The sequence below is a fragment of the Blautia sp. ZXY-1-B12 genome, assembly GCF_056339915.1.
This window is the reverse complement of sequence record NZ_JBWJVP010000026.1, coordinates 1-3,401: the sequence shown is the minus strand read 5'-3', so window position 1 is coordinate 3,401 and position 3,401 is coordinate 1. Positions and strand designations below refer to the sequence as shown.

At 41.2% G+C, this 3,401-nt stretch carries 6 protein-coding genes; 5 read left to right on the top strand and 1 reads right to left on the bottom strand.

From position 1 onward, the window contains the following. The first annotated feature begins 147 nt into the window (after positions 1-147). Entirely contained in the window at positions 148-294 is a 147-nt protein-coding gene (locus AC075L_RS02175; protein ID WP_167338145.1) for a hypothetical protein, read from the top strand. Between the two features lie 106 nt (positions 295-400). On the opposite strand, the gene AC075L_RS02170 is transcribed toward AC075L_RS02175, so the two are convergent. After that, the gene (locus tag AC075L_RS02170) at positions 401-754 is read right to left on the bottom strand and encodes a cupin domain-containing protein (protein WP_020993869.1); all 354 of its coding nucleotides are present in this window, start codon (positions 752-754) and stop codon (positions 401-403) included. A gap of 140 nt (positions 755-894) precedes the next feature. Here AC075L_RS02170 and AC075L_RS02165 point away from each other — a divergent pair, with 140 nt between their 5' ends. The 4 genes from AC075L_RS02165 to AC075L_RS02150 all read left to right on the top strand — a co-directional run bounded on the left by AC075L_RS02165 (position 895) and on the right by AC075L_RS02150 (position 3,391). Continuing rightward, positions 895-1,227: a winged helix-turn-helix transcriptional regulator gene (locus tag AC075L_RS02165; protein WP_020993870.1), complete on the top strand. Its 333-nt coding sequence runs from the start codon at positions 895-897 to the stop codon at positions 1,225-1,227. 144 nt (positions 1,228-1,371) lie between these two features. Beyond that, positions 1,372-1,809 (top strand): radical SAM mobile pair system MarR family transcriptional regulator, encoded by a 438-nt coding sequence (locus tag AC075L_RS02160; protein WP_008704238.1) that lies wholly within the window; start codon positions 1,372-1,374, stop codon positions 1,807-1,809. After that, positions 1,806-2,495, top strand: a complete 690-nt coding sequence (locus AC075L_RS02155) for a radical SAM mobile pair protein A (protein ID WP_008704237.1) — start codon at positions 1,806-1,808, stop codon at positions 2,493-2,495. The genes AC075L_RS02160 and AC075L_RS02155 overlap by 4 nt, the downstream gene beginning before the upstream one ends. Next, positions 2,483-3,391, top strand: coding sequence for a radical SAM mobile pair protein B (locus AC075L_RS02150; RefSeq protein ID WP_008704236.1), 909 nt, complete (start codon positions 2,483-2,485; stop codon positions 3,389-3,391). Before AC075L_RS02155 ends, AC075L_RS02150 begins: the two co-directional genes overlap by 13 nt. The last annotated feature ends 10 nt before the right edge of the window (positions 3,392-3,401 follow it).

Sequence of the window (3,401 nt, the reverse complement as noted above, 5' to 3'; positions counted from 1 at the left end):
TATTATGATACTACGAAACGTATTATTGTTTATATTGAAGCGAATGTTACTATGAGGAGCCGTATGCGGGAAAGCCGCACGTACGGATCTGTGAGGGGCTAAGATTGAGAGGTCTTAGTCTACTCGACTGTAACGAAGGTATTTGCGATGAAAGGAATTAAGATTGAGTTATTGGGGATTACAATAATACCTTTAGGAATTGCTGTGACAACAAATAATTTTTGGGGATATGTCCTAGGTGTTCTTGGATTTGGCGTCGCTGTAGTTGGCTGTTTTCTAAAAGATAATCACTGATAACTTCTTGTTTGAAAAATTGAGAAAACGTAATATTGAACAAAAAAGAAATGCACAGTTCTTAGCTTATCGTGAACTGTGCATTTTTGTAAATAAATACTTTTAATTAGCCGATTACGGCATCCTCTGCTGTAAAATGTTCCAGAGAGTTTTCTTTTACCTGAATGCAGATATAAGTAATTCCAGAAATATCGGATGCAAAAAACTGACGCTTTGCAGTAGGTGCGATTTTTAGCCAGTCTCCAGTTGAAAGGCTAATTTCTTCTCCATCAATTATGGCTTTGCCGTTACCTGAAAGAATTCCATAGATTTCTTCATTTTCTTTATGAGAATGAACAAATGGGACATTTGCTCCTGCAGGTAGTTCGTTTAAACTGATTTCTGCACCTGTTAAAGACAACTTTTCATGCAGCTCAATTCGGTTTTCCTTTCCAATAGTTGTTTTTGTGTAATTTGCCATAATAACCTCCATAGTTAATTTGTAGTTTCTGGTTGCTTGGTATTAGTATAGTGTGAGACACATACAAAAACAAGTACGCACTTTTTTGTAACTGTACACTCAAAAATGAATGTGTTACAATAGACTCGGAGGTGAGAATTATGCGAGCAAAAGAAGAATTACCGGAATGCCCAGTTGCAACAGCAGTATCTCTTATCGGAGGAAAATGGAAACTGCTGATTTTGCGTAACTTAAAAGAGCGTCCATGGAGATTCAATGAGCTACAACGAAGTATAGATGGTATTTCACAAAAGGTTTTGACAGATAGTTTAAGACAAATGATGAGTGATGGGCTGGCATATCGCCACGATTACCATGAGCAGCCACCGAAAGTTGAATACGGCTTAACGGAACTCGGAACAAAAATGCTTCCAATTGTTAATTCACTTGCTGACTTTGGTAACTACTATAAATCAATTATTGAACAGAATTAAGGACGTTAGTATTTGAAAAGCTTGAACAATTCCAGTTTGGAGAATTGAAAAAAAACGGAATTTACCTATTAAGACATATAAACTGTTGACAATAAAGCTCCTATATAGTATGTTTTTAATAAACTACTATATAGGAGCTTTTGCATGGAAATGAATGGAGGATTTCTTGTTACCAAAATAAAACAGCTTGGAGACCGGATTTTCGAGAAGATTCTCAGTGAAAAGAATATTGATGCGTTTAATGGAGCCCAGGGGCGTATTCTTTATGTGCTGTGGCAGAAGGATGGTATTTCAATCAGGTCACTCTCGACTAAATGCGGATTAGCGATAACATCTCTTACTACGATGCTGGAAAGAATGGAAAATCAAGGGCTGATAAGTCGTGTTCAGTCTGAAACGGACAAAAGGAAAACGCTCCTGTTTCTGACTGAGAAAGCACATGCCTTAAAGGGCGAGTACGATTCTGTATCTGATGAGATGGGCAGTATTTACTACAAAGGTTTTTCAGAGGAAGAAATTATCCGGTTTGAGGAATGCCTCGACCGCATCAGAAAGAATCTTGAGGAGTGGCAGAAGTCATGAGTATTTGTATCAAAGATCAGATTCAGAACATGAATATCGTCATTGGCTGCACAGTGGGGTGTACATATTGCTATGCCCGCAACAACGTGAAACGCTGGCATATGATTGATGATTTCGCTGACCCTGAATTCTTTCCGGGTAAGCTCAAGATGATGGAAAAGAAACGTCCGCAGAACTTTCTTCTTACCGGCATGAGCGATCTCTCTGGATGGAAGCCGGAATGGAGAGACGAGGTATTTGCAAAGATCCGTGAAAATCCACAGCATCAGTTCCTGTTCCTTACCAAGCGACCTGATTTGCTGGATTTTGATACCGATCTGGAAAACGCATGGTTTGGCGTTACGGTGACGAGGAAAGCAGAACGGTGGCGTATCGACGCCCTTCGGAAAAACGTCAGAGCAAAACATTACCATGTTACCTTTGAGCCGTTATTCGATGATCCCGGCACAGTTGACCTTTCCGGAATCAATTGGATCGTTGTCGGCACCATGACCGGAGCTCAGAGTAGGAAGATTCATACGGAGCCGGAATGGGCATGGTCTCTGACGGACCAGGCACATAAGCTCGGCATTCCGGTGTTTATGAAAGAAGATCTTGTCCCTATCATAGGGGATGAAAATATGATTCAGGAAATGCCGGAAGAATTTAATAAAGTGTTAGAGGTACAGAAATCATGGAAGAAGTAATAAATGGAATCCTCATTCGTGAGGTGGAAACAAAGAACATCATGACTAAGTCTAGTCTACCGGTAGGCGGTTACTCGGTCAATCCCTATGTGGGCTGTACACATGCCTGCAAGTATTGCTATGCTTCTTTTATGAAGCGCTTTACCGGGCACAAGGAGGAATGGGGCACTTTCCTTGATGTGAAGCATTGGCCGGAAATTAAAAATCCGAAGAAATATGTCGGACAGCGGGTGGTCATCGGTTCTGTGACAGATGGCTACAATCCACAGGAGGAGCAATTCGGAAATACCAGAAAACTTCTGGAGCAGCTGATCGGCAGTGACGCAGATATTCTGATCTGCACAAAGTCGGATCTTGTGGTACGGGATATTGATCTGTTGAAGAAGCTTGGATGTGTAACCGTTTCATGGTCGATCAACACACTAGATGAAAATTTCAAGAACGATATGGATTCTGCTTCGAGCATTGAGCACCGTATCGCTGCTATGAAGCAGGTATATGAGGCAGGTATCCGTACAGTCTGTTTCGTATCCCCGGTATTCCCCGGTATCACGAATTTTGAAGCAATCTTTGAGCGGGTAAAGGATCAGTGCGATCTGTTCTGGCTCGAAAATCTCAATCTTCGAGGCGGTTTCAAAAAGACAATTATGGATTATATCGCCGGAAAATATCCTGATCTTGTACCACTTTACGACGAGATCTATAACAAGCATAACCGCAGCTACTTTGAAGCACTTGAAGTAAAAGCTGAGAAAATGGCTAAGAAGTATGATTGTGCCTTTGTGGATAATGAAATGCCTTATGGCAGAGTCCCGCAGGGGCATCCGGTGATCGTAGATTATTTCTATCATGAGGAAATCCGTGGGACAGAGAATACCGGAAAAAGAAATCGCTAACTTCCAGTTG